This is a genomic window from Mycobacterium sp. IS-1590 (genome assembly GCF_001500025.1).
In the GTDB taxonomy this organism is placed as follows: domain Bacteria; phylum Actinomycetota; class Actinomycetes; order Mycobacteriales; family Mycobacteriaceae; genus Mycobacterium.
Genome location: NZ_LQIW01000001.1, coordinates 114402 through 137008, shown reverse-complemented (window position 1 = coordinate 137008; position 22607 = coordinate 114402). Strand labels below are relative to the sequence as shown.

General features: G+C 65.5%; 21 protein-coding genes. 12 read left to right on the top strand and 9 right to left on the bottom strand.

What is annotated here, in order from left to right; translation table 11 throughout:
* Positions 1 to 19: 19 nt before the first annotated feature.
* Positions 20 to 787 (bottom strand): endonuclease/exonuclease/phosphatase family protein, encoded by a 768-nt coding sequence (locus tag AU197_RS00660; RefSeq protein WP_064400820.1) that lies wholly within the window; start codon positions 785 to 787, stop codon positions 20 to 22.
* A gap of 64 nt (positions 788 to 851) precedes the next feature.
* On the opposite strand from AU197_RS00660, the gene AU197_RS00655 reads away from it, so the two are divergent.
* Entirely contained in the window at positions 852 to 1403 is a 552-nt protein-coding gene (locus AU197_RS00655) for a nucleotidyltransferase family protein (RefSeq protein ID WP_156434263.1), read from the top strand.
* Here AU197_RS00655 and AU197_RS00650 read toward each other — a convergent pair.
* Entirely contained in the window at positions 1393 to 2349 is a 957-nt protein-coding gene (locus AU197_RS00650; RefSeq protein ID WP_064400473.1) for a helix-turn-helix transcriptional regulator, read from the bottom strand. The genes AU197_RS00655 and AU197_RS00650 overlap by 11 nt on opposite strands.
* A 61-nt stretch (positions 2350 to 2410) precedes the next feature.
* On the opposite strand from AU197_RS00650, the gene AU197_RS00645 reads away from it, so the two are divergent.
* From AU197_RS00645 to AU197_RS00635, 3 genes are read left to right on the top strand one after another with little or no spacing between them, the layout of a single operon-like run.
* Positions 2411 to 2941: a DinB family protein gene (locus AU197_RS00645; protein WP_064400472.1), complete on the top strand. Its 531-nt coding sequence runs from the start codon at positions 2411 to 2413 to the stop codon at positions 2939 to 2941.
* 2 nt (positions 2942 to 2943) lie between these two features.
* A complete protein-coding gene (locus tag AU197_RS00640) occupies positions 2944 to 3549 on the top strand; it encodes a DinB family protein (RefSeq protein ID WP_064400471.1) in 606 nt (201 codons plus the stop codon).
* 16 nt (positions 3550 to 3565) lie between these two features.
* Positions 3566 to 4477 (top strand): alpha/beta fold hydrolase, encoded by a 912-nt coding sequence (locus AU197_RS00635; RefSeq protein WP_064400470.1) that lies wholly within the window; start codon positions 3566 to 3568, stop codon positions 4475 to 4477.
* Here the strand turns inward: AU197_RS00635 and AU197_RS00630 are convergent.
* A complete protein-coding gene (locus AU197_RS00630; protein WP_064400469.1) occupies positions 4458 to 5054 on the bottom strand; it encodes a TetR/AcrR family transcriptional regulator in 597 nt (198 codons plus the stop codon). The genes AU197_RS00635 and AU197_RS00630 overlap by 20 nt on opposite strands.
* A 102-nt stretch (positions 5055 to 5156) precedes the next feature.
* Between AU197_RS00630 and AU197_RS00625 the strand changes: the two genes are divergently transcribed.
* From AU197_RS00625 to AU197_RS00590, 8 genes are all read left to right on the top strand, one after another.
* Positions 5157 to 6155 (top strand): oxygenase MpaB family protein, encoded by a 999-nt coding sequence (locus AU197_RS00625; RefSeq protein WP_064400819.1) that lies wholly within the window; start codon positions 5157 to 5159, stop codon positions 6153 to 6155.
* A 104-nt stretch (positions 6156 to 6259) separates the two neighbouring features.
* Positions 6260 to 8212, top strand: a complete 1953-nt coding sequence (locus AU197_RS00620) for a PE-PPE domain-containing protein (protein ID WP_064400468.1) — start codon at positions 6260 to 6262, stop codon at positions 8210 to 8212.
* A gap of 85 nt (positions 8213 to 8297) precedes the next feature.
* The gene (locus AU197_RS00615) at positions 8298 to 9665 is read left to right on the top strand and encodes an ABC1 kinase family protein (RefSeq protein WP_064400467.1); all 1368 of its coding nucleotides are present in this window, start codon (positions 8298 to 8300) and stop codon (positions 9663 to 9665) included.
* A complete protein-coding gene (locus tag AU197_RS00610) occupies positions 9666 to 10583 on the top strand; it encodes an alpha/beta fold hydrolase (protein ID WP_064400466.1) in 918 nt (305 codons plus the stop codon).
* A 133-nt stretch (positions 10584 to 10716) separates the two neighbouring features.
* On the top strand, positions 10717 to 11577 hold the full coding sequence (locus tag AU197_RS00605) for a cyclopropane mycolic acid synthase family methyltransferase (protein ID WP_197415441.1): 861 nt from the start codon (positions 10717 to 10719) through the stop codon (positions 11575 to 11577).
* A gap of 146 nt (positions 11578 to 11723) precedes the next feature.
* Positions 11724 to 12620 (top strand): cyclopropane mycolic acid synthase family methyltransferase, encoded by an 897-nt coding sequence (locus tag AU197_RS00600; protein ID WP_064400464.1) that lies wholly within the window; start codon positions 11724 to 11726, stop codon positions 12618 to 12620.
* 60 nt (positions 12621 to 12680) lie between these two features.
* Positions 12681 to 12980 (top strand): hypothetical protein, encoded by a 300-nt coding sequence (locus AU197_RS00595; protein WP_064400463.1) that lies wholly within the window; start codon positions 12681 to 12683, stop codon positions 12978 to 12980.
* 119 nt (positions 12981 to 13099) lie between these two features.
* Positions 13100 to 15865, top strand: coding sequence for a helix-turn-helix transcriptional regulator (locus AU197_RS00590; RefSeq protein ID WP_064400462.1), 2766 nt, complete (start codon positions 13100 to 13102; stop codon positions 15863 to 15865).
* Here the strand turns inward: AU197_RS00590 and AU197_RS00585 are convergent.
* The 6 genes from AU197_RS00585 to rplK all read right to left on the bottom strand — a co-directional run bounded on the left by AU197_RS00585 (position 15824) and on the right by rplK (position 22545).
* Entirely contained in the window at positions 15824 to 17293 is a 1470-nt protein-coding gene (locus AU197_RS00585; protein ID WP_064400461.1) for a sugar nucleotide-binding protein, read from the bottom strand. The genes AU197_RS00590 and AU197_RS00585 overlap by 42 nt on opposite strands.
* Before the next feature lie 13 nt (positions 17294 to 17306).
* Positions 17307 to 18305 carry a dTDP-glucose 4,6-dehydratase gene (gene rfbB, locus AU197_RS00580; RefSeq protein ID WP_064400460.1) on the bottom strand — a complete coding sequence of 333 codons (999 nt, stop codon included), beginning with the start codon at positions 18303 to 18305 and terminating at the stop codon, positions 17307 to 17309.
* On the bottom strand, positions 18305 to 19174 hold the full coding sequence (gene rfbA, locus AU197_RS00575; protein WP_064400459.1) for a glucose-1-phosphate thymidylyltransferase RfbA: 870 nt from the start codon (positions 19172 to 19174) through the stop codon (positions 18305 to 18307). Before rfbA ends, rfbB begins: the two co-directional genes overlap by 1 nt.
* 73 nt (positions 19175 to 19247) lie before the next feature.
* On the bottom strand, positions 19248 to 21026 hold the full coding sequence (locus tag AU197_RS00570) for a PE-PPE domain-containing protein (protein WP_064400458.1): 1779 nt from the start codon (positions 21024 to 21026) through the stop codon (positions 19248 to 19250).
* A gap of 282 nt (positions 21027 to 21308) precedes the next feature.
* Positions 21309 to 22016 (bottom strand): 50S ribosomal protein L1, encoded by a 708-nt coding sequence (gene rplA, locus AU197_RS00565; RefSeq protein WP_064400457.1) that lies wholly within the window; start codon positions 22014 to 22016, stop codon positions 21309 to 21311.
* Between the two features lie 100 nt (positions 22017 to 22116).
* Positions 22117 to 22545, bottom strand: a complete 429-nt coding sequence (gene rplK / locus AU197_RS00560; protein WP_059101294.1) for a 50S ribosomal protein L11 — start codon at positions 22543 to 22545, stop codon at positions 22117 to 22119.
* Positions 22546 to 22607 lie beyond the last annotated feature (62 nt).

The following is a 22607-nucleotide window of genomic DNA, read 5'->3' as shown; positions in this document are numbered from 1 at the left end:
CCCCGCATTGCGGTGGAAATCAGGCTCGCGAGATGTCGACGACGAGGGCGCGGTGGTCCGAGATCGGAAGCGAGGGCGCGTAGCACCGCTCCACCCGCAGGCCCCGATCGTCGGTGACGATGTGGTCGAGTTGACGATCGGGTTCTTCGGCCGGGAACGTGACCGCCGAGGCGAGCGGTCGCAGACGGGTCCAGCGCTGAATCGTTCGCGGCACCATGTTCAGGTCACCCATCAGCACTCGCGGCGACGGGAACCCGTCCAGGTCGCGCAGCAGCCGCCGCAACTGCATACGATTCCACCCCGGCACGAACGACAGATGCGTGTTGGCGACGGTCAGTGGCCCCAGCGCAGTGTTCAACTGGCCGACAACCGCCGCTCGCGGCTCCTCGTTGACGACCTTGACCCGGTTCGGTCCTGGCAGGTACATCGGGAACGGCACCGGTATCCGTGGTAGGCGTAGCACCTGCCAAGACTCGGCGGGGAACCGCGACAGCAGCGCGATGCCGTAGGCGGCGGTTCCTGGCTGCTCGTCGCCGGTGGCCGCCATCCAGGTGGCTCCGGGTGTGCCGGAGATCGCCGCCACGAACCGGTGGCTCACCGCACCCATCGCTTCGGCGGCGACCGCGGTCAGGTCGGCCATCCCCGACCGCGGCTGGTCGAGGTCGACCTCCTGCAGGGCCAGGATGTCGGCGTCGAGTTCCCGGACGGCCTCCACGAGGCGGTCTCGATGAACGAGCCCGTCGTGCACGCTGCGCCCGTGCAAGATGTTGAAGGTGGCCATCCGCATCTGCATGGGTACTAGCTACCCACAATGAATGACTGCTAGGCGATCAGTCGGCCCCAGGAGAGATGTGCCCCAGAGAAACGATGATCTGCGCGACGCGCTCAAAAGCGCCGCGTCGGCCTTGCGGGCCCAGGGCCCCGACTTCGCCTTGGGGGGCAGCTACGCGCTGTGGGTGTTCGGTGGGCCGGAACCCGTGCACGACGTGGATTTCGTGGTCGCCGAACCCGACACCGAGAAGGCCGCGGCGACGCTGGAGGAGGCGGGTTTCCGGGTCGAGCGCACTCCGGAGGACTGGTTGTTCAAGGCGTGCGTGGAGGACGACTTCGTCATCGACGTCCTGCACCGGCTCAACGGCGTTCCGGTCGACAAGGAAACCATCCTCGCGGCCGAGGAGTACGACGTGCTCGCGGTCCGGATGCGGGTGCTGGCGCCGACCGAGGTCATGCGCGAGAAGCTGAACTCCCTCAACGAACACCATTGCGACTTCGCCGCACTGCTGCCCGCGGTGCGTGCGGTTCGCGAACAGCTGGACTGGGAGCGACTCCGCGCCGAGACCGCCGACAACGCGTTCGCATCGGCGTTCCTGATGCTCGCGGACCGCTTGGAGCTCACCGGCTGACGCTGCGCCCCAGCCGCTCGGACACCACCTCGGCCGCCCGCACCACCTCCGGCGGCGAGAGCACCTCGAAGTCGCATCCCACCATCGCGAAGAAAAGCACCATGCGTTCGGGATCGTCGGCGCCGGCGGTGACGATGCACGTGTCGGGACCGTCGGACTCGACAGTCACCGATGCCGCCGAGAAGTGCTGTGCGACAACGCTTTCAGGCGCTTCGAAGCGGACGCGCGCGATATATCGGTACGGCGAGCTGCTGATCGACCGCTGCACGTAGGCCGCCGCGTCGGGCGCCTCGCGGGGCGTGAAGGTGCTGCCCTGCGCGCGCACGTCGTTCATCCGGTCCAGCCGCAGACTGCGCCAGTCCTGTTTGTCGCGGTCGTAGGCCAGCAGGTACCAGCGCCGCCCGGTGGTGACCAGCTGATAGGGCTCGAGCCGGCGCTGAGTGGCATTGCCGCGAATGTCGATGTAACCGGCGGAGACGTGCTCGTGGTCGCGGGATGCTCGCGCCAGCGTCATCAACACGTCGGGTGCGACCGGTGCATCCGAGGACGGCGACATCAGGGTGACGGTCGCGTCGTGCACCGCGGCCACCTGCGAGCGCAGCCGCGACGGCATCACCTGATCGAGCTTGCTCAGCGCGCGCAACGCCGATTCCCCCACGCCCGCGACCGTTCCACCCGCGGCCAGGCGCAGGCAGACCGCCATCGCGACGGCCTCGTCGGGGTCCAGCAGCAACGGCGGCAACGCCGCGCCGGCGCCGAGCTGATACCCGCCGCCGTGGCCCTTGCTGGCGTGGACCGGATACCCGAGGTCGCGCAGCCGCTCGACGTCGCGGCGCACACTGCGCGTGGTCACCCCCAGGCGTCCGGCGAGCTCCTCGCTCGTCCACACCCGGCGCGCCTGGAGCAAACCCAAAAGCTGAAGTACCCGGCTCGTCGTCTCCGACATGTACGCAGCCTGCCTCATTCATAGGACAGAAGCTGTCCTATAACCCTGTCAGAGTGATCGTATGCCCACGACGATCACCCACGAGCTGGCAGAACAGGCAGACTTCCACTGGACCAACTTCCTGCGTCCCCGGTTCCAGGGGCTCACCGACGACGAGTACTTCTGGCAGCCGGTCGCGGACTGCTGGACGGTCCACCCCGACGGGAGGATCGACTTCGCATATCCCGAACCGACGCCGCCACCGTTCACGACGATCGCCTGGCGACTGGCCCACCTCATCGTCGGGGTCTTCGCCATGCGCAACCACAGCCATTTCGGCGCGCCGGCCGTCGATTACCAGTCGTGGCACTACGCCACCGACGCGACGACCGCGCTGCGACAACTCGACGAGCAGTACAACACCTGGATCGAGGGCGTACGAGGGTTGTCCGAAGACGACCTGAACCGGCCGTGCGGGCCCGCGGAAGGCCCGTACGCCGACTACCCCCTCATCGCACTGGTCCTGCACATCAACCGCGAGTTCATTCACCACGGCGCCGAAATCGCCTGCATCCGAGACCTTTACGCCCACACCAACCCGAAAGGAAAATGAACATGCCCGCTCTGCCCCCACCCGTTGCCGACGAGCGCGAGGGCCTGCGTGAGTACGTGGCCGCGCAGCAGTACGCCTTTCACGCCGTGGCGTTCGGGCTGACCGACGAACAGGCGCGGTCGACACCATCGGTCAGCGCGCTGTCGATCGGCGGTTTGATCAAACACGTCACCAGCTGCCAACACGGCTGGATGCAGCGGGTCGCGGCCGCACCCGAACCGATCGCCAGCGACCTACGACCGACGGAGGACCAGCAGGCGGACTACCAGAGCGAGTTCGTCATGCGCGACGACGAGACCCTCGCCGACATCCTCGCCCGGTTCGATGAGCAGAACGTCGAGACCATCCGGTTGATCGAGACCACCGACCTGAACGCGGCCGTGCCGGTCCCGCCGCATGTGCCGTGGTTCCCCAAAGATGTGTCCGCATGGTCGGTGCGCTGGGTGATCCTGCACATGATCGAGGAGTTGGCGCGGCACGCCGGACAAGCCGACATCATCCGCGAATCCATCGACGGTGCAACGCTTTACGAGCTGCTCGCCGGCCTGGAGGACTGGGAACCGACGCCGTGGCTGACGCCGTGGGGCAAGAAGCCGGTAGCCGGGTAGGTGTAGAAAGCAGAACATGCGGGTTCGGAGCGGCACAGCGGTCTGCGGGGACGTCGGCATCTTCTACGAGGATCTCGGCGACCCGGCCGACCCGCCGGTGCTGCTGATCATGGGCGTCGGGGCCCAGTTACCGATGTGGCCGGACGGCTTCTGCGCACGGCTGGTCGACCGGGGCTACCGGGTGATTCGCTTCGACCACCGCGACACCGGGCTCTCGACGAAGTTGGACGGACAGCGCGCGGACGGGTCGGTGTATCCGAGGGTTCTGCGGTATCTCCTGGGCCGCGCGAGTCCGGTGCCGTACACGCTCGTCGACCTGGCCGAGGACGTGCGCGGGTTGCTCGACCATCTCCGCATCGAGCGCGCGCACATCGTCGGCGCATCCATGGGCGGGATGATCGCGCAGGTGCTCGCGGGCCGCCACCCCGACCGGGTGGCATCGCTGGGCCTGGTGATGACGAGCGCGGGCACGCCGTTCTCGTCGCTGCCGGCGCTGCGGGTCATCCGGCTGGCATTCGGCACGCCGCCCCGTGACGCCCCGCTCGAGCAGCGGCTGGCCCACGAGGTGCGCAACGTCGCAATCATCAACGGGCCCAACTTCTTACCGCCCACCGAGCAGTTGCACCGCCGCGTGCGCGAGCTGCGCGAGCGCAGCGACTACCCGCAGGGCATGCTGCGCCAGTTCGACGCGATCCTGGGCACCGGCAGCCTGCTGCGCTATACCCGCCGCATCGCCGCACCGACCGTCGTCGTGCACGGTACGAAGGACCCGCTCGTACGACCGCGCAACGGCCGCACCGTCGCACGGGCCGTCGACGGAGCACGCTACGTCGTCGTCGACGGCATGGGGCACGACCTGCCCGAACCGGTGTGGGGCCCGGTCGTCGGGGCGCTGACGGAGAACTTCGCTACCGCAGCACCTGACTGACGGCGTGCTCGACGACCGCATCCAGGTCGGTCCCCAGCCTGCCTGCCAGCCACTGTTGCGCCAGCTCTGCCATCGCACCGGTGTACATCGCCGCCCCGACCTGGGCGGCCACCGAGTCGGTGTCCGGCTGCAGGCGCCAGGCCTCGGTGAGCACGCCTTCGCGCAACAGATCCTGTGTGGCCGCACGCCGAGCCGCCAGCACCGGATTCGATCGCGCATCGGTGAACAGCACCCGGCCGCGGCGTGGATCCTCGGAGCTGAACCCGAGCACCGCAGCGATCCCGGCCCGGGTCCTGGCCCGCAGCGATTCGCCGGCCTGCGACATGGCCCCTTCGATCGCTTCGGTCAGTTGGGCACTCACCTGGTCGTAGACCGCCCCGATCAGATCGTCGGTATCGGCGAAGCTCTCGTAGAAATACCGCGTGTTCAGCCCGCATTCACGGCACACGGATCGCACCGACAGGGCGGCCTCGCCGCCATCGCCGAACAGCCGGAAGGCGGCGTCGATCAGCTGCGCGCGGCGTTCGGCGCGGCGGTCCGTCAGCGGCACGCCCGCCCATCGGGTCGGACTCGACACGACCCCAGCGTAGGACGTCGAGCGTCAAGTCTGGTCACATACGTGACCAGAATGTATTCTGGCTACACCCGTGACCAGACTTGGAAGCTAGGAGCCGCCGTGATTCTGTTGCCGCACCAGTTCATCGGAGAGGCCCTCAACCAGCGATTCGACAAGGACATTCGGCGCAATTACTTCCGCGGAATGCTGTTCGCTGCACCGGTGGGCGATCCGGGCTGGTTCGGCCCCGGCAGCGCGGTCTGGCATGTGCATTCGCACATGCAGGCGCTGATCTTCGGCCTGCAGTGCGCGGCGTTCATGGAGCGGCTCGATCCGTCGATCTACTGGATGGGGATGCACCACTCACGGCTGGTGAAGCGCGACCCGGAAACGGGTGTCGCCGTCCCCGAGATCGACCCCAGAGGCGCGGCGGTACGCCTGGGCCACTCGATCGCGTTCTTCATCGGCACCGCCTACGGCTCAACCGAGACCGCCGAACGCCTGGCCAAGGCCGTGCGCTCGATGCACCACACCATCAAGGGCACGCGCCCCGACGGCGCCCGCTACGACGCCGACGACCCGGACTGGCTGCGGTGGAACTACGCCACCGTGGTGTGGGGGCTGGCCACCGCGCACGAGCTCTACCATCCGAACCCCTTGCGCGGCAACAAGATCGACCGATACTATCGCGAGTTCGTGCGGGTGGGCCACGCGTTGGGTGGCACCGACCTGCCCGAGACGAAGGCCGAGGTCGCCGATTGTCTTGAGTCCTACCTACCGCGGTTGGCCGTCACGCACGGCACGGCGCTGGCCACGGGACCGGGCCTGCCGCTGGCGCAGAGCGCGATCAACTGGGCCATTCGCGACACGATGCCGCGCTGGGCCAAGCAGTTGATTCAGCACAAGGACCCGAACATCCTCGAACGCACCGCGCGGCGGGCGACCGTCTGGTCGGTGATCAACGGCTTGCATCTCGCGCAGGGCCCGATACCGGAGTTCCGCCAGGCGCAGGCCAGGGTGGCATCGGGCACCGATTTGCCGCACACGCTGCCGTCATACCGGTTGGGCGACGACACGGTTCTCAGCCGTGACGAGGTCGAGCGCAGCTTCGCCGAGGCGTAGCGTTCCAGGGCGCTTCGACTAGAGGGACATTTCCCAAAATCTAGACTGTTGTTCTACCCTGAGCTGTGACATTCATCCCCAAAATTGACGGGGATGTTGACGCCATGGTTCAGGGGGACGTGATGCACCATCCTCACCTCGGACGACGACTGGTCAGCGCTCTGGCGGCATTCGTGGCGGTTTGCACCGTGATCGCCTTGGCGTCGGGCGCCACGGCGTCAACCGCGGTTCGACTGGCCGCAAACGCGTATGTGATGGGCGGTACGACGTTTCCCACGCCGACACCGGGATACGTCGCCGCCGCGGTCCAGGACTTCGTCCGCCCCACGCTCGGTGGTAGCTACACCGGAATCTCCCTGACGACACCCGAGGGCGTCATCGGCATCAACCAGTCGGTGCGTGACGGCGTCGTCGACCTGGAGAACGCGATGGCGCGGCAGGAAGCGGAGAACCCGGGCCAGCCGTATGTGGTCTTCGGCTTCTCGCAGAGCACCGTGATCACGACGCAGGAGAAGCGGGCGCTCGCGCAACGGCAGGCGGCCGGGGAATCACTGCCGAACGTCAGTTTCGTTGGGATCGGCGTCGGAAATCGACCAAACGGCGGCATCGCCGCTCGGCTTCCTGGGCTGGTCATCCCGTTCTTCGACTTCACTTTCGACGGCCCAGCGCCGACGGATGTCGGTGTTCCGACCATCGACATCGCGCGCCAGTACGACGGCCTGGCCGATACGCCGCAGTTCATCACCAACCCGGTGGCGCTGGCGAACGCAGTCCTGGGAGTGGTCTTCGTGCACCTCTTCTACGGCGAGGTGAGCCTGGACCCGGCGAGTCCCAAGTACGTCCCGGGCACGGTCCGCCAAGTGAAGGGGGACACGACCTACTACTGGATCCCGACCGAGGACCTACCCCTGTTCGACCCGCTGCGCCTCATCCGGGTACCCGAAGGCGTCATCGACATCGCGGAGCCACTGGTCAAGGTCTTGGTCGAAGCCGGATATGACAGATCGGTTCCGTTCGGCGAAAACACGCCCGCACAACTGATTCCGGTGATCGACCCCTTGACGTTCGCGGTGCAGGTCGCCGGTGCGGTGATCGAGGGGGCCAACAATGCGGCAAAGCTGGCGGGCCTGTCATTACCGGCTTACCCGGCATTGGCCGCTGATCTCGACCACCTGGAGGCGGCGGTGGCCGAGACGATCGGTCGGCCCTACCGCGATGTCGTGCGCGAGATCAACATACTCAACCCGATCCTGGCGTTCAACGCGATCGAGGGTCCGCTGGTGACCGCGGTCAACGGTGTGCTCAACGCGACCGGCATCCCTGCGCTGCTGAACCAGGCCCCGGGAGCGGTGCTGTTCCCAGTCACGGCCTGGGCGGAACGCAATGTGCTTTACCCCTACCCCGACAGTTCGGCCGGTGGGCCCCTTGCTGCGCTGGCGCGGGATTTCCTCAGGCCGGTGCTACCGCACCTGGGCGCGGACACCGCCGACAGCCCGCCGCTCACGGAGCCAGCCGGTGACGGGCCTGCCGGCCGTGGCGACGCCGGTGTCGGTTTGTCGGAAACCGGCGCCAACGATGTCGATGCCGTCGGTGCCGGTACTGAAGTCGACGAGACCCAATCGAGTCACGCCGACGTCGGAAACCAGCAGCCGACAACAAGTACCGGCGAAGTCGATGCCGATGTCAGTGTCGATGCCGATGCCGATGCCAATGCCGATGCCGATGCCGATGCCGAGACAGCGCAATCGACGAGTAGCGCCGAAATCCGTAGGGAGGCGCCGGAATCAGGGCGGCAGGGAGAATCGGGGCGGCAAGGAACACAAGACCGCGACGAACAGCGACCGCCGAAGAAGCGCAATTCCCTCGATACGAAGTCCGAAGCGGTGACCAGGCCGAAGCCGAGACCAAGATCCGCAGACTCGGTTCGCGATGGTCGCCCCGACAACTCGACCGCGCCCACGAGGCCCGCAAGACCTCAGGGCCCGGCGGACAAGCCGGCCGACACCTCCGCTGACCAGCGGGACAACCAGGCTCAACGCCGTGCGGACGCGGCCTGACGCGCCGTGAAGCCGGATCGGCGGCTTTTGTGAGCCCGTCCACAGGTTTTTACGTGTCACCGCGGACTTTGAGACACTGGCTTCCATGAGTGCCACGCGAAAGACGCAGCACCGCGATGTCGCCAGACTGGACAGGGTCCCCCTGCCGATCGAGGCCGCCCGCGTCGGTGCCACGGGTTGGCAGATCACCCGGACCGGTGCGCGGGTCGTTTCCAAGATCGGCGGCCGCGGTTCGCTGCAGCAGAAGATCATCAGGCAGGTCCCGCAGGCCTTCGCCGACCTTGGGCCCACCTACGTGAAGTTCGGCCAGATCATCGCCTCGAGCCCGGGCGCGTTCGGCGAGCCGCTGTCCAAGGAGTTCCGCAGCCTGCTCGACCGGGTTCCGCCTGCGGACCCCCAAGAGGTGCACAAGCTGTTCGTCGAGGACCTCGGTGACGAGCCCGCGAACCTGTTCAAGAGCTTCGATGAGAAGCCGTTCGCATCGGCGTCGATCGCCCAGGTGCACTATGCGACCCTGCACAGCGGAGAAGAGGTCGTCGTCAAGATCCAGCGTCCCGGCATCCGCAGGCGGGTCGCCGCGGACCTGCAGATCCTCAAGCGCGGGGCGCGGCTGGTCGAGTTCGCCAAGCTGGGTCAGCGTCTGAGCGCTCAGGACGTCGTTGCCGATTTCGCCGACAACCTGGCCGAGGAACTCGACTTCCGGCTCGAGGCGCAGTCGATGGACGCCTGGGTCGCGCACATGCACGCTTCGCCGCTGGGCAAGAACATCCGTGTGCCGCAGGTCTATTGGGACCTGACCAGCGAACGCGTGCTGACGATGGAACGCATCCAGGGCACCCGCATCGACGATGTGAAGGCCATCCGCGAAAAGGGTTTCGACGGAACCGAACTGGTGAAGGCCCTGCTGTTCAGCGTCTTCGAAGGCGGTCTGCGGCACGGCCTGTTCCACGGCGACCTGCACGCCGGCAACCTCTACGTCGACGACGACGGCAAGATCGTGTTCTTCGACTTCGGCATCATGGGCCGCATCGACCCGCGCACCCGCTGGCTCCTGCGGGAACTGGTGTACGCGCTGCTGGTCAAGAAAGACCACGCCGCAGCGGGCAAGATCGTCGTGCTGATGGGCGCCGTCGGCACCATGAAGCCCGAGGCGCAGGCGGCCAAGGACCTGGAGAAGTTCGCGACACCGTTGACCATGTCGACCCTGGGTGACATGAGCTACGCCGAGATCGGCAAGCAACTGTCGACGCTCGCCGAGGCCTACGACGTCAAGCTGCCGCGCGAACTGGTGCTGATCGGAAAGCAGTTCCTCTACGTGGAGCGCTACATGAAGCTGCTCGCGCCGAAGTGGCAGATGATGTCGGATCCCCAGCTGACCGGCTACTTCGCCAACTTCATGGTCGAGGTCAGCCGGGAACACGACGAGGAGCTCGACAGCGAGGTTCGCGGCTGAATGCAGGTCCGAACCGGCATCGCCAAATCCAAAGATGCCAAGTCCGGTGATCTCGACATCTACTACGAGGACATGGGCGATCCGAACGACCCGGCGGTGCTGCTGATCATGGGATTGGGCGCGCAGCTTCTGATGTGGCGCAAGGGTTTCTGTGAGCGGCTCATCGATCAGGGCCTGCGGGTCATCCGGTTCGACAATCGCGACGTCGGCCTCTCGTCGAAACTGCGCGGACTGCACACCGATACCCCGCTGGTGCCGCGCATGCTGCGCTCGCTGGTCGGGATGAGGAGCCCGGCCGCCTACACACTCGAAGACATGGCCGATGATGCGGCAGCCCTGCTGGACCATCTCGAGATCGAGCGCGCCCACATCGTCGGCGCGTCGATGGGCGGGATGATCGCCCAGGTGTTCGCCGCCCGGCACAAAACGCGCACCCGGTCATTGGCGATCATCTTCTCGAGCAACAACAAAGCGCTGCTGCCACCACCGGGTCCGCGACAGCTGCTCGCAATCTTGCGCCGGCCCAAGGGCAACACCCGCGAGGCCGTCATCGAGAACGCCGTCAGGGTCAGCAAGATCATCGGCAGCCCGGACTTCCCCGCGTCGGTGGAGCGACTCCGCGCCGACGCGATCGACGACTACGACCGCTGCTACTACCCCGCCGGGATCGGCAGGCATTTCGCGGCGATCCTGGGCAGCGGCAGCCTGTTGCATCACGACCGCGAGATCAAAGCCCCCACCCTGGTGCTGCACGGCAAGGCCGACAAATTGATGCGACCGTCCGGGGGACGAGCGATCGCCAACGCCATCGAGGATGCCCGGCTGGTGTTGTTCGACGGTATGGGGCACGAATTGCCCGAACCGCTGTGGGACGACATCATCGGTGAACTCAAAACCATTTTCGCCGCGCCTATTTGACGTCCACGCAACTCCTGCACGGGTGGCCGGACGGCGCGGCTGCGCGTACATTCGTCCCGAGTGCTTCCAGGCTTGAACTGTCACAGGCGACGCGAGCTCTGATTCCGCCCAGAAAGGCACCATCGTGGCCGCAATACGCAACTTGACGCCGCACTTCGCCGACGTGCAAGCGCATTACGACCTCTCGGACGAATTCTTCCGGCTCTGGCTGGATCCGACGCAGACGTACAGCTGCGCGTACTTCGAACGCGACGACATGACGCTCGAGGAGGCTCAGCTCGCCAAGGTCGACCTTGCGTTGGGCAAATTGGGTCTCGAGCCGGGGATGACGCTGCTCGACGTGGGCTGCGGTTGGGGTTCGACCATGCTGAGGGCTGTCGAGAAGTACGACGTCAACGTCGTCGGCCTCACCTTGAGTGAGAACCAGCACGCCCACGTCGAGAAGGCCTTCGCCGCATCCGACAGCCCGAGGTCCAAGCGCGTGCTGCTGCAGGGCTGGGAACAGTTCGACGAACCCGTTGACCGAATCGTGTCGATCGGCGCGTTCGAGCACTTCGGCAGGGACCGATGGGACGACTTCTTCGCCATGGCTCACCGCGTCCTGCCCGACGACGGGGTGATGCTGCTGCACACCATCACCGCGCTCACGCTTCCGCAGATGGCCGAGCGGGGTATGCCGCTGACGTTCTCCGTGGCCCGGTTCGTGAAGTTCATCCTCACCGAGATCTTCCCGGGCGGCTATCTGCCGACCATCGAACTGGTCGGCGACCACGCTGAGAAGGCAGGCTTCACGTTGACGCGGCGCCAGAGCCTACAGCCGCACTACGCGCGCACCCTCGACTGCTGGACAGCGGCGCTGCAAACCCACGAGGACGAAGCGATCGCCATCCAGTCCCGAGAGGTCTACGACCGCTACATGCACTACCTGACCGGCTGTGCGCACGGTTTCCGCGTCGGATACATCGACGTCAACCAATTCACGCTCCAGAAGTAGCCCCGGCTCCCCACAAATCGCCGCCGGAGTGGCGGCAAGCCGAATTAGGGTCTGGCAACGGCCGAACGATATGGTGTCGACCAGATCATCGCGTGACGACGTGCAGGCCCGCGTCACGTCATTGGGAAAGGCCAAGCAGGGGAAATATGTCTGACAACTCAACCGGCACGAAGGATATGCGGCCTCATTTCGAGGACATCCAGGCGCATTACGACCTGTCGGACGACTTCTTCGGCGTGTTTCAGGATCCGACGCGTAAGTACAGCTGCGCTTACTTCACCGGTCCTAACGTCACGTTGTCGGAGGCGCAGGTCGCCAACGTCGACCAGCACCTCGACAAGCTCGACCTCAAGCCGGGTATGACCCTGCTGGAGGTCGGCTGCGGGTGGGGGCTGACGTTGCAGCGCGCGATGGAGAAGTACGACGTCAACGTGATCGGGCTGACGCTGTCGAAGAACCAGCAGGCCTACTGCAACCAGCTGTTGAGCAAGGTGGACAGCGACCGCAGCTACGACGTCCGACTCGAGGGCTGGGAGCAGTTCCACTCTCCCGTCGACCGCATCGTCTCGATCGAGGCGTTCGAGCACTTCGGGTTCGAGCGCTACGACGACTTCTTCAAGACGTGCTTCGACATCCTGCCCGACGATGGCCGCATGACCATCCAGAGCAGCGTCGGCTACCACCCCTACGACCTGGCCGCACGCGGTAAGAAGCTGACCTTCGAGATGGCCCGCTTCATCAAGTTCATGATCACCGAGATATTCCCCGGGGGCCGTCTGCCGACGACGCAGATGATGATCGAGCACGGCGAAAAGGCCGGCTTCCAGGTTCCCGAGGCCATCTCGCTGCGCAACCACTACATCAAGACGCTGGGCATCTGGGCCGACCGCCTCGAGCGCAACAAGGACACCGCGATCGCCGCCGCCGGCGAGGAGAATTACGAGCGCTACATGAAGTACCTCAAGGGCTGCCAGTGGTACTTCATCGACGAGGGCATCGATGTCAGCCTGGTCACCTACCTCAAGTCCGGCGCAGCCGCATAGGGACAGAACGTAGGGAAATACCTGATTCGCCCGGTGTGAGGAATCGCTACCGTTCGACAGATGAGCGGGAGTCGGGAGTCCGCGTGTTACCTGGCGGAGTGGTACCTGCCCGAGTTGAGCGAGCAATCCGTCGAGGATCTCGTCGCGCGTCTTGACGCCGCGGCGGCCGCCGCCACGGTCGAGGGGACTCCCGTCGAGCTGTTGATCACGTTGGCCGTCCCCAGCGACGAGGTGCTCTACGGCGTCTTCGGCGCCGACTCCCGGGAGATCGTCTCCCGGACCTGTCTCGCCGCGGGTGCGCCGCACCAGCGGTTGTCCGCTCCGGTGGGCACCCGGATTCGCCCGCATAACCGCGCATGACGTTGCCGAACCTCGCGCCCCGTCCCGGCTCCGCTCAATAAGCGCACCTCTTAGCTGCATCTCTTCGCCCTACGACTACTGCACTCATACGTCAGCGGGATATCCTCGATTTGCTGTCGATGGGGGGTGTGGGTCTGGTGTCCGGCGTGATCGAGCGTCCGGCCGAATTTCGGTCGGTGGGCGATTTCCTGGAATCCGCTGGCAGCGGGCCCTGTGCACTTGTCATCGAGGGCGATGCCGGAGCCGGAAAGACAACCCTGTGGCTGACGGGTATATCGGCGGCTCGCGAACGTGGCTACCGGGTGCTGACGGCGCGCGCCGGTCAGGCGGAGACCACCCTGGCGTATGCGGCCGTGGCCGACCTCCTCGGTGGCGTACCCTCCGACGTCGTCGCGAGCCTGCCCGACGTGCAGCGCCTGGCCATGGACCGCGTCCTGCTGCGCGCCGACGGCGGCGGTCCGCCGACGGATCAGGGCGCGGTGGCGGCGGCCTTCACCGCCGCAATCGAGCGACTCTGCGGGCACGGGCCGGTGCTCATCGCCCTCGACGACGTGCAGTGGCTGGATCCGTCCAGTCAAGCCGTGGTGGTTTTCGCTGCGAGGCGGTTCAGCGGGCCAGTGGGCATGCTGGTCACCGAACGCACCGAACACAAGGGCCCCGGCGCGGCGAGTTGGCTGCAGGTGGGCGACTCCTCCGGTGTCCGACGGGTGCATGTGGGCCCATTGAGCCTGGGCGGCTTGCATGCCCTGATCTCGACGCGTCTCGGCCGGTCTTTTCCTCGCCCCACGATGGTCCGAATCGCCGAGATCTCCGGCGGCAACCCGTTCTACGCCCTCGAGTTGGCGCGGGCGATCGACGCGGGTGGCTCCCAGTCGGTGTTGCCCGCGACGCTCGCGGAGTTGATGCGCAGGCGCATCGGTCGTCTCGAACCCGAGACCCAGGTTCTGCTGCTGGCCGCCGCGTGCGAGGCCGCTCCCACCGTCGACCTGCTGGCGCGGGTCACGCGCAGCACAGGTGATCGCACCGCCGAACTGCTCGCCGAAGCCAGAGACAAGGGCGTCCTGATCATCGATGGCGACGCTGTGGCGTTCTCGCACCCGCTGTTGGCGCGCAGTGTCTACACCGACGCCAAACCGAGCGCGCGGCGCGCCATGCACCGGTCGCTTGCCGAAGCGGTGGTACTCGAGGAGTCGAGAGCCAGGCATATGGCACTGGCCGCCGCCAGCGCCGACCCGGCCACCCTGGAGGCGCTGGACATCGCGGCCGATACGGCGGTGGCACGCGGTGCGCCTGCCGCGGCCGGCGAATTACTCGAACTGGCAATCGGTCTGGGCGGTGATACGCCGACGCGGCGAATTCGCGCGGCTGACCACTACCTGCATGCCGGCGATCTGGAGCGCACACGTTCGCTGCTGGACGGGTTGACCGAGCGCGTGACCAGCGGCGTGCACCGGGCAATGGCATTGAACTTGTTGGCCAGCATGCGTATCCAGCACAACAGCTTCACCGATGCCGTCGTCCTACTCGAACAGGCGCTCGACCACGACGAGGGCGACCGCGAAGTTCGTGTCCGCACGCTGCTGCTGTTGGCATACTCGCGGCTCAACGCCGGCGATTTCGGGGCAGCGCTGCAGAGCGCGGAACGGGCGGCCGCGTACGCGGAAGACGTGGGGATCGCCGACCTCACGAGTCAGGTTCTGGCGGTGCGCACCAACATCGCCTGCATGTGCGGTCGCGGCGTCGACTGGGCGGGCATCAGCCGGGCGCTGGCACTGCAGGATCTGACCAGCGAGGCGCCCATCGCATTCGGGGCCAGAGCCAATCACGCCGTACTGCTGGGGTTCGTGGGGCGGTTGGACGAGGCGATCGACGAGATGACCTTCGTGCGTGCGCGTTGCGTCGAGAGAGGGGCCGAAACCGATCTGATCTTCGTCGCGGTGTTCAGTGCGCTGATCGAGATCTGGCGGGGACGCTACGAGGAGGCGACCCGCATCGCCGAGGAGACCGTCGAGCGGGCACAGCAACTCGGCGGCGAGCACATGCGAGTGGTCGCCAAGACCATCCAGTCCGCGGTCGCGGCGTATGCCGGAAGGCAGGACGAGACCCGCTCTGTCGCGCGGAAGGCGATCGACCTCGCCGAGCGTTGCGGTTCCCCCCGGCTAGCGGATTGGGCCTCGGTCAACCTGGCGTTCCTCGAAGTGTCGTTGGGCAACTACGAGCAGGCGTTGCACATACTGCAGCCGATGGTCGACCGCTTCCCGTTCCTGCCCGGTACCGAGATCATCACGGCGGGATTCGTTCCCGACGCGGTCGAGGCGATGGTCGCGCTGGGCCGCGCGGCCGAAACCGAGCCGATGATCGAGGCGCTGGAGGCCAACGGGCGGCTGCTCGACAGGCCGTGGATGCTGGCCATGGCCGCGCGGTGCCGCAGCCTCTGGCTGGCCGCGCATGGTGAAATCGATGAGGCGGCCGACGTGGCGAGGCGAGCGTTGGTGCACCATGAACGCCTGCCGATGCCCTTCGAGCGCGCCCGAACCCTGTTGTTGCTCGGCCAGTTACAACGGCGTCAACGTCAGAAGGAAGCGTCACGCACGACGATGACCGAGGCGTTGCACGCGTTCGAGAGCTTGGGAACGCCGCTGTGGGCGCAGCGGGCCCGCGCCGAACTCGCGCGAGCCGGCGCGTCGAGCAACGGACACCTGGGCCTGACCCCGTCGGAGCACCGCGTCGCCGAACTGGCCGCGTCGGGTATGACGACCAAGGATGTGGCCACCGCGCTGTTCATCAGCCCCAAGACGGTCGAGACCAACCTGTCTCGCATCTACCGCAAACTCGGGATCAGATCACGTGCCGAACTCGGGCGCGTCTTCGGCGAGAGCCGTTGAGCTGGATGTCCCGGCGGATTCCCGTCGAACGTAGTTGACCAGAGACGCGTCGGCGTCGGCCGGCTCGAATCCGGCCGATTGGATCTTGGCGAGATCGAGGACGCTGTTATCCGGGCGCGGCGCAACGAGTTTCGATGAGTCGGCGAAGTACTGCTCGGTCGTGACATCGGTGATCCGGGCCGGATCGTGACCGGCCAGTTCGAACGTCCGCCTCGCGAGGTCAGCCCACGAGTTGACCGGTCCCGAACCGGTGACGTTGTACGTGCCGTACGGCGCATGGGTGTCGATCAAATGCCGGATCGCTCTTGCGATTTCCGATGTGAACGTGAGGCGCCCGCGTTGGTCGTTCACCACGGAGGGGTTCACCCCACGATCAGCGAGGGAAAGCATCGTGCGCACGAAGTTGTTCCCATCCCCGATCACCCATGAGGTCCGGATGATGTAGTGCCGGTCGACCGTTGCCACGACGAGGTCACCGGCGGCCTTGGTCTGGCCGTACACGCCGAGTGGTGACACGGGATCATCTTCGCGATAAGCCCTCGTGTCCCGACCATCGAAGACGTAATCACTGGAAATGTGCACCAACGTGATGTTGTTGTCGGCAGCGGCACGTGCGAGCGCAGCGACACCGGCGACATTGGTGGACCACGCGACCGCACGGCCTTCCGGTGTTTCGGCCGCGTCCACACCCGTGAATGCGGCGGCGTTGATGATTATCTCGTATTCGCGCCAGCGGCGGGCGGATTCGAGACCGGCGGTGGTGAGGTCGATGTCGGCGCGTTCGGCGAATTCGACAGCGGGGTTGCCGGCGTACGCCTCGCGCAGTGCCCGGCCCAGTTGACCGCCGGCGCCGAGGACCAGAGTCTTGCGTGGCGGGACGGGCTTGACGTCCGCTAGCCGTGGATTTTCGCGATCCTTCGCCGACAGCTGCGCGCGTTCCAGTGGGATCGGCCACTCGATGGCGACCGTCTCATCGGCCAGATTGACCGAGGTGTACTGGGCATCGGGCGAGTAGTGATCGTTCACCAGGTAGATATAGGCGGTGCTGTCCTGAAGGGTCTGGAACGCATTGCCGACACCGCGAGGCACGAAAACCGCTCTCGATGGGTCGATTTCGGTGCTGAAGGTGGTGCCGAACGTAGGCCCGTCACGCAGGTCGACCCACGCCCCGAAGATCCGGCCGGTCGCGACGGAAATGAACTTGTCCCACGGCTCGGCATGAATCCCGCGTGTGGTGCCCGCACTCTCGTTGAGCGACACGTTGTTCTGGACCGGCTTGAAATCGGGTAGACCGAGCGCGACCATCTTTTCGCGCTGCCAGTTCTCTTTGAACCATCCACGGTTGTCTCCGTGTACGGGCAGTTCCCACACAACCAGCCCCGGTATGGGAGTCGTGATGGCGCGCAGGGGTTTACCGAACTCAGTCACAAATAGGCCTTCTTCACTGACCCATCCGGGCGTAAAAGCTCTCGGTGGCGTCTTTGGCGGGAGCCCACCAGTCTTCGTGGTCGCGGTACCACTGGATCGTTGCGGTCAGACCGTTTTCGAAGTCTTGATATCGCGGTCGCCAGCCGAGCTCCTCTCGGACCTTGGTGGAATCGATGGCGTACCGCAAGTCGTGGCCGGCTCGATCGGTGACGTGGTCATACGCGTCGGCCGGCTGACCCATGAGGGTGAGGATCAACTCGATGACGGTCTTGTTGTCCTTCTCACCGTCCGCACCGATGAGGTACGTCTCGCCGATGCGGCCTTTGTCGAGGACGGTCAGCACCGCCGAGGAATGGTCGTCGGCGTGGATCCAGTCCCGCACGTTGCGGCCCTCGCCGTAGAGCTTGGGACGAATCCCGCGCAGTACGTTGGTGATCTGTCGCGGGATGAACTTCTCCACGTGCTGATAGGGACCGTAGTTGTTGGAGCAGTTCGAGATTGTCGCGGCCACACCGAAGGATCGAACCCAGGCCCGTACCAGCAGATCGCTTCCCGCCTTCGTTGACGAGTATGGCGACGACGGGTTGTACGGCGTCTGCTCGGAGAACCGGCGCGGGTCGTCGAGTTCCAGGTCCCCGTACACCTCGTCGGTCGAAATGTGATGGAAGCGCGTGCCGTGCTTGCGTGCGGCCTCGAGCAAGGTGAAGGTGCCTACGAGGTTGGTGTGCAGGAACGGCTCCGGGTTGTCCAACGAGTTGTCGTTGTGGGATTCGGCGGCGTAGTGCACGACCGCGTCGGCATCGGCGAACAACTCGTCCACGAGGGGAGCGTCCGCGATGTCGCCGTGCACAAAGGCCATTCGGTCTTCGGGTAATCCGGCGAGTGAGGCGCGATTGCCGGCATAGGTGAGTTTGTCGAGCACCGTGACGTGATGGTCGGTGCGGTCGATGACGTACCGCACGAAATTCGAGCCGATGAATCCCGCTCCACCGGTGACGAGAAGTCGCGACATCAGCGTCCTCTCTCCAGGAGATCCAACAGATAGTTGCCGTAGCCGGACTTCACCAAAGGCGTGGCACGTTCCCGTAATTCGTCGTCGCTGATCCAGCCCTGCCGCCAGGCGATCTCCTCGGGAGCGCCGATCTTCAGCCCGGTGCGCCGTTCCATGGTGCGTACGTACTCGGCGGCGTCAGTCATCTGGTCGAAGGTGCCGGTGTCCAGCCACGCGGTCCCGCGGGGCAGCACGTGCACCTGAAGCCGCTCTCGCTCGAGATAGCAGCGGTTGACATCAGTGATCTCGTATTCGCCGCGGGCACTGGGCTTCAAGCCCTTTGAGATCTCGACAACGTCGTTGTCGTAGAAATACAGGCCCGGCACGACGTAGTTGCTCTTGGGACATTCGGGCTTTTCCTCCAAGGATATGGCCAAGCCCCTGTCGTCGAACTCGATCACACCGTACGCGGACGGCTCCGCTACCCAGTAGGCGAAGATGGCGCCGCCGTCGATGGTGGTGAACCTTTTCAGCTGGCTGCCCAGTCCGGGACCGTACAACAGGTTGTCGCCCAGCACGAGAGACACACTGTCGGTGCCGATGAACGTCTCACCGATCGTGAAAGCCTGTGCGAGACCGTCCGGCGACGGCTGCTTGGCGTAGGTGATGGACACCCCGAAGCGCGATCCATCACCGAGCAGGCGTTCAAAGCCGTCCGCGTCGTGGGGCGTCGTGATCACCAGGATGTCGCGAATGCCGGCCAGCATCAGCGTCGAGAGCGGGTAGTACACCATCGGCTTGTCGTAGACCGGCACCAACTGCTTGGACACACCCAGGGTTATCGGGTGCAGGCGCGTGCCGCTCCCGCCGGCCAAGATAATGCCCCTCACGCGCCCAATCGTGACACACAGCGAATGTGCGCCCGCACAGAGACGCTGGTCCGGGGGTGCGAGCGGCTCGCGGTCAGGCCGCGGCGGGTTGGGAGTCCTGCGAGTTCTCGGAGTCTTTGGTGTCATCCTCGGAGCCTTCGACGGTCCCGGCGGGTGCCGGCGTCGTCGAGAGATTCTCAGAGGGTTTTGTCACCGGGGCGATCCGTTGAACGGAACCGTTGTCACCATCTGCAGGGTCCGCGGCGGGCCTGTTCGGCGAGGCATCCAACGACACGCTGCGACCGTCGGCGTCGACTCTGTTTGCAGCGACGACTTGGTTGTCTTCGGGCTCCTTGCCCATCACAACCCCGGTCCCCTGCCCGGGGTCAGCGCCGTTCACACCAGGATCGACATCCGCGGTCGGTGGCTCGGGTACCGTCTCCGGCAACTCCTCACCCTCGGCGGCGCCCGCGACGATCTCGTCTTCCAATTGTGACGTCTCGATGCCTTCGGTAAGCACCAGATCGCCGTCGGTCTGCGTGTGCGCGACGAACTGATTCGCTTCGCCGCCCGCCTGCTGATCGAGGTCACCGTTTGCTTGGTCCGATTTCAGACCGGCTCCGGCTAGGTCGTCACGTTCACTGCTCACCAGCCGCGCGTTCTCTGGCTCGTCCTCGTCCTGGCCAGCCAGCGGTGACACCGCGGGAGTCGGCACCTCAGGAGTCAGCGGGATCTCTGTCGCCAATCCGAAGTTGGCCAAGAAGTTGTTGATGCCCTGGAAAATTGCGGGGATCAACTTGAGTACAAGTGTGATCGGGTTGAAGAACGGGATGAGCCCGATCGGCGAGTACTGGCCGAACGGAATGTTGCGGTCGTACCCGGTCTCCTCGATGATCACGCGGAGCGCAGGCTCGAGGAGGTCCGCGATCGGCTTGCCGATGAACGGAATCGAGTGCAACGGACGCACCAGCGGCAGCACCTTCGGCGTCACCGTGTAGTAGGTGGTGTCGCTTCCCTCCAATTTCTGAATGTGGACGATCTCGGGGTACTTCGTCGGGTTGGAAGTGATCTCCCGCCACTCATCCACGGTGTAGCCGGCGGGGGTCTCATCTGCATCGCTCTCCTGGTTTTTCGCCAAGTACGTGCCGTGGTCGTAGTAGAACCCCATCAGCGAGTTGATCACCGCAAGGGGATTGAGCAGATACTGCGGGAAGTCTGCGATGCCCTCCCATCGGATCGCCCAGTCCTCGGTTTCGAACTCTGTGTCGGTTGGCGTCGGCTGGCCGGTGGTCACATCGAGTATCGGGATGCGGCCGAGGATGCCGAACCGCGACAGGATGCCGCCGTTCGGACGGTTCGGGTTGCCGATGAAGACGAACTGCACTGAGTCGACTCCGTCGAGGAACTGGTCCCAGTCCCCGTTTGCGATTCGCGTCTTCGCGATGCTGACGACGCGAGCGCCCTGAGAGTAACCGGCTATCACGAGGTCACCATCGAAGTCGGGGTCAATGTTTTCCAAGTTGCCGAGCGCCTGCTTCAAGTTCTCCACACCGGCGGCGACCGATACGTTGAATTTCTCGCAACGACCGGGATCACACCACCCGGGCAGCGGAATCGGCCAGAACGACGCGGGGTAGTTGACGCCTTCCAGCTCGCAGCTAGCGTCATCACATTGCGTTTTTTGCATGTAGTAGTCGCGGAAGTTCGGCATGTACTCCCCGACGCTGTTGGCATTGGGAGTCCCAGTGCCAGGCACGATCAATGCGGTTGCCGCCAGGCTGACCGCCGCCACCAGTGCCGCCGCGGCACCGAGGACGGTTGCGCTAAGCAGGCCCAGCAAAGCGAGAAGGACGACCCGAATGCACTTACGCATGGGTTAACTTTCACACAAGTGTGACAGCGTCACCGTGGAACAGCGAACTTCGACTGAAGAAAGTTCTACATCAAGAAGGCGGTGCCTACGGGCGGCTTGGGATGCTCGCTCGCAGCCCCAGCGGGGATTTCCCTCCCGCCCCATCATGCCCATCGATGGCGGACAGATACATACTCGATCGACTCGAGCTGAGATCGGCCGTGCTCACCGACGTACGGCGAGATCGGCCCCTCGGATGCGGCCGACACCCGGTTTCGGTGGCCGCCCGCAAACGCCCTACGCTCAGGCCTCGGCGAAGTTGCGCGTCACCGACGGATCGACGGGAATGCCCGGGCCGGTCGTGGTCGAGATGACGACCTTCTTGAGGTAGCGGCCCTTCGACGACGACGGCTTGGCCCGCAGGATCTCGTCGATCGCGGCGCCGTAGTTCTCCGCAAGCGCCTTCTCGTCGAACGAGGCCTTGCCGATCACGAAGTGCAGGTTGGCCTGCTTGTCGACGCGGAAGTTGATCTTGCCGCCCTTGATGTCGGACACGGCCTTGGCGACGTCGGGCGTCACGGTGCCGGTCTTCGGGTTCGGCATCAGGCCACGCGGACCGAGGATGCGAGCGATGCGGCCGACCTTGGCCATCTGGTCGGGTGTCGCGATCGCCGCGTCGAAGTCCAGCCAGCCGCCCTGGATCCGCTCGATCAGATCGTCGCTACCCACGGCGTCGGCACCTGCCGCCTCCGCGGCCTCGGCCTTGTCGCCGACCGCGAACACCACAACGCGGGCGGTCTTGCCGGTGCCGTTCGGAAGGTTGACGGTGCCGCGCACCATCTGGTCGGCCTTGCGCGGGTCGACACCCAGCCGGATCGCCACCTCGACGGTCGCGTCCTGCTTCTTCGATCCCGTCTCCTTGGCCAGCTTCGCGGCCTCCAGCGGCGTGTACAGCCTGCTGCGGTCCACCTTCTCGGCGGCTTCGCGGTATGCCTTGCTCGTCTTGCTCATTCGTTTCTCCTAGTTGCTGAGTTGTGGTCTGTGATGATCGCTCTTCGCGCGAGCGCTCATCGCCGAGCCGAAGCTGGCTCTCCCACGGGATCCGGTCGAACTATTCGACCGTGATGCCCATCGACCGGGCGGTGCCGGCGATGATCTTGGCGGCCTGATCGATGTCGTTGGCGTTCAGGTCTTCCTTCTTGGTCTCGGCGATCTCGCGCACCTGATCCCAGGACACCTTGGCGACCTTGGTCTTGTGCGGCTCGCCCGAGCCCTTCTGGACACCGGCGGCCTTCAGCAGCAGCTTGGCCGCGGGCGGTGTCTTGAGGTTGAAGGTGAAGCTGCGGTCCTCGTAGACGGTGATCTCGACGGGGATGACGTTGCCGCGCTGGTTCTCCGTCGCGGCGTTGTACGCCTTGCAGAACTCCATGATGTTGACGCCGTGCTGGCCGAGCGCCGGACCGACCGGCGGGGCGGGGTTGGCCTGCCCGGCCTGGATCTGCAGCTTGATCAGCCCGACGACTTTCTTCTTCGGGGCCATGGGTGTGGTGTTTCCTCTCTCGTTACTCAGCGATCTGTGTGCGTTTTCGAGCGCTCGCGCTG

What these genes read in the sequence shown, in the direction of transcription:
- AU197_RS00660 (WP_064400820.1), bottom strand. Translation starts at nt 787, where the DNA reads ATGCGGATGGCCACCTTCAACATCTTGCACGGGCGCAGCGTGCACGAC.
- AU197_RS00650 (WP_064400473.1), bottom strand. Translation starts at nt 2,349, where the DNA reads ATGTCGGAGACGACGAGCCGGGTACTTCAGCTTTTGGGTTTGCTCCAG.
- AU197_RS00645 (WP_064400472.1), top strand. Translation starts at nt 2,411, where the DNA reads ATGCCCACGACGATCACCCACGAGCTGGCAGAACAGGCAGACTTCCAC.
- AU197_RS00640 (WP_064400471.1), top strand. Translation starts at nt 2,944, where the DNA reads ATGCCCGCTCTGCCCCCACCCGTTGCCGACGAGCGCGAGGGCCTGCGT.
- AU197_RS00635 (WP_064400470.1), top strand. Translation starts at nt 3,566, where the DNA reads ATGCGGGTTCGGAGCGGCACAGCGGTCTGCGGGGACGTCGGCATCTTC.
- AU197_RS00620 (WP_064400468.1), top strand. Translation starts at nt 6,260, where the DNA reads ATGGTTCAGGGGGACGTGATGCACCATCCTCACCTCGGACGACGACTG.
- AU197_RS00615 (WP_064400467.1), top strand. Translation starts at nt 8,298, where the DNA reads ATGAGTGCCACGCGAAAGACGCAGCACCGCGATGTCGCCAGACTGGAC.
- AU197_RS00610 (WP_064400466.1), top strand. Translation starts at nt 9,666, where the DNA reads ATGCAGGTCCGAACCGGCATCGCCAAATCCAAAGATGCCAAGTCCGGT.
- AU197_RS00600 (WP_064400464.1), top strand. Translation starts at nt 11,724, where the DNA reads ATGTCTGACAACTCAACCGGCACGAAGGATATGCGGCCTCATTTCGAG.
- AU197_RS00595 (WP_064400463.1), top strand. Translation starts at nt 12,681, where the DNA reads ATGAGCGGGAGTCGGGAGTCCGCGTGTTACCTGGCGGAGTGGTACCTG.
- AU197_RS00590 (WP_064400462.1), top strand. Translation starts at nt 13,100, where the DNA reads ATGGGGGGTGTGGGTCTGGTGTCCGGCGTGATCGAGCGTCCGGCCGAA.
- rfbB (WP_064400460.1), bottom strand. Translation starts at nt 18,305, where the DNA reads ATGTCGCGACTTCTCGTCACCGGTGGAGCGGGATTCATCGGCTCGAAT.
- AU197_RS00570 (WP_064400458.1), bottom strand. Translation starts at nt 21,026, where the DNA reads ATGCGTAAGTGCATTCGGGTCGTCCTTCTCGCTTTGCTGGGCCTGCTT.
- rplA (WP_064400457.1), bottom strand. Translation starts at nt 22,016, where the DNA reads ATGAGCAAGACGAGCAAGGCATACCGCGAAGCCGCCGAGAAGGTGGAC.
- rplK (WP_059101294.1), bottom strand. Translation starts at nt 22,545, where the DNA reads ATGGCCCCGAAGAAGAAAGTCGTCGGGCTGATCAAGCTGCAGATCCAG.